This window comes from Parabacteroides sp. MSK.9.14 (assembly GCF_019041495.1).
In the GTDB taxonomy this organism is placed as follows: domain Bacteria; phylum Bacteroidota; class Bacteroidia; order Bacteroidales; family Tannerellaceae; genus Parabacteroides; species Parabacteroides merdae.
On sequence record NZ_JAHPXO010000094.1, the window covers coordinates 1 to 1,972 of the forward strand.

3 protein-coding genes and 1 pseudogene are annotated in these 1,972 nt (G+C 49.4%); 1 reads left to right on the forward strand and 3 read right to left on the reverse strand.

Annotation, left to right across the window (positions count from 1 at the left end):
* Positions 1–386: 386 nt before the first annotated feature.
* The 3 genes from KTG12_RS21135 to KTG12_RS21145 are packed head-to-tail and all read right to left on the reverse strand — an operon-like array spanning position 387 to position 1,352.
* Positions 387–710 carry a helix-turn-helix domain-containing protein gene (locus KTG12_RS21135; protein WP_005641972.1) on the reverse strand — a complete coding sequence of 108 codons (324 nt, stop codon included), beginning with the start codon at positions 708–710 and terminating at the stop codon, positions 387–389.
* Between the two features lie 36 nt (positions 711–746).
* A complete protein-coding gene (locus KTG12_RS21140) occupies positions 747–1,034 on the reverse strand; it encodes a hypothetical protein (protein ID WP_007845189.1) in 288 nt (95 codons plus the stop codon).
* Between the two features lie 6 nt (positions 1,035–1,040).
* The gene (locus KTG12_RS21145) at positions 1,041–1,352 is read right to left on the reverse strand and encodes a helix-turn-helix domain-containing protein (protein WP_005641682.1); all 312 of its coding nucleotides are present in this window, start codon (positions 1,350–1,352) and stop codon (positions 1,041–1,043) included.
* 477 nt (positions 1,353–1,829) lie between these two features.
* Here KTG12_RS21145 and KTG12_RS21150 point away from each other — a divergent pair.
* Positions 1,830–1,972: pseudogene (locus KTG12_RS21150) on the forward strand (DUF3408 domain-containing protein); the annotation flags it as partial.

Genomic DNA, 1,972 nt, shown 5'->3' on the forward strand with positions numbered 1-1,972 from the left:
CATAAGGTCACTCCGAAAAGACCGGGAAACGGCATTGCCGGAGGATAATGATACCGGTACGGAATATGCCGTCATTACGGGAATGGATCGTCCCACCGGTACACGAACGACCCGCCCCAATTTCAGAATAACATAATGACATAATAAAATAAGGGTCTTTTTTTATAATGGAATCCCCGTATCTTATTGCCATACCGGAAAAATGTTTCCATGTCCCGCCATGTTATGCCAATGTTGTCACCGGATCATAATTCATAAAGAGAAATACTCTGTGTATAAATACTTTATGAGCAAATTAAAGTCGTTCATCCGATGGAAAGAAAACGAAGGGGCGACCGGTATGACAACCGACCGCCCCTTTATTCACGATCCCGTACGGAACATTTCTAAAGTTCCTCCGGCCTGGTTCTCGCCTTCCGGTAGCAGCCGTCAAGCAACTTCTCGATATCGGAAGAACGGTACAATATCTTGCCGCCCAGCCGGGTAAATGCAAGCAGACCGCTGTCACGGTACTGTTGCAGGCTGCGGCGGCTCACTTTCAGCTTTTCAGCCAGTTCGCGGTCCGTATAGAAGTTCTCGCCCGCCATCGCCGGTGACCTGCCGGCAAAGAGACGCTCCATGGAAACGGAGAGACGTTCGACGGTAGAGAAGAACTCTCTTATATGCTCGCTGCTCTCACGGGTGAGCAAACGGTTATCGGTATTCATCATAAATCTCATCTGTTTGTTGGTTTGACATTTACTTTTTCAGTTTCTCATATATCGGCCCCACCCCATGACATGGAGGATATGGGGGCATCCCTCCGACATGAACCGGCACTCTTTCGTACCGATACGGATATGGCATCCCTCCCCGTCCCCGTCTATCCTGTAGAGCGAGAAACTTCCCCGCCCGTACTCCGCGTCAAGGCTGTAGGCCAGCAGGCGGTAGTCCCCGCTGGAATCCCTGAAGATGTAGAAATCGGGACTGCCGTCCAGACTTTCCCAGCCGCCTGCCAGACTGCCGGGAGAAAGTATCATCCTTTCGTTTCCCATGGCTTTTCAAATTGATTTTCCCATGCTTTCAGCCCGCTTGCGGCGCTCCTCCACTATCCGGATGATACTTTCTACGTCCTCGGGCTTGTAATAAGTCTTATGGCAGATCTGTGTATATGCCAGCGTGCCATTGTCACGCAGGGTCTGCAGGGTTCTCGGGCTGACCTTCAGCAGTAGGCACACCTCCTGGTTGTCCAGCCATTTCTTCTCTTCCATGTCACCGTACAGCCGGCAAAGGGTGTCCAGCCGATCCGCGAACGTCCGGAAGGCCGAGAGCATCGCCTCGAAGGTCCTTGCTTCAATGTTCACTATTTCCATAATTAATGTAATTTCAGGTTTGACATCTGTTTCATTCTCTTTTCGGATCCGGATTCCGTGCCGCAATTTAGTGAATTCCGGCGGAACATCCTGAATTTCAAGACAGGATGACTACCTTTGACACCATATGCGTACTTGTTTCATCCGCAAAGTAAATGATTGTTCCCGGATATGGTTCCGGCCCTTCATCAGATGTCATTATATGTCATCAGATGTCATGGAAATCTGATTTTAACATTCATTTGTTTTTAGTAAACAGATGTTCAGATCCGTTCCCGAAGAGTGGAAAATTTCCGGTGCGTATATTTGTGAAGTCATCACTGTCAGACTGATCCAACAATATGAATAACGCGGCAAACCCCGCCAATCGGACCCGTCCGTTTCACACCGTCTGTTATTATCGTTTTATTTGCTTCCGACAACCGGGCAAACGGGTAGACCGTGCCCACAGTATCAACCAGCTAAAATCCATGTACAATGAAAAGTGAACCGACTGAAAAACCGAGAAGAAAGAAAACGGTGGTATCCGAAACCGCAGACAGAAAGAACAGCCGTAGTCTCGAGCCCGGCCACGACGAGTGGTGGGAAAGACTCATGATGGAACCCGGTCCGGGGGAATC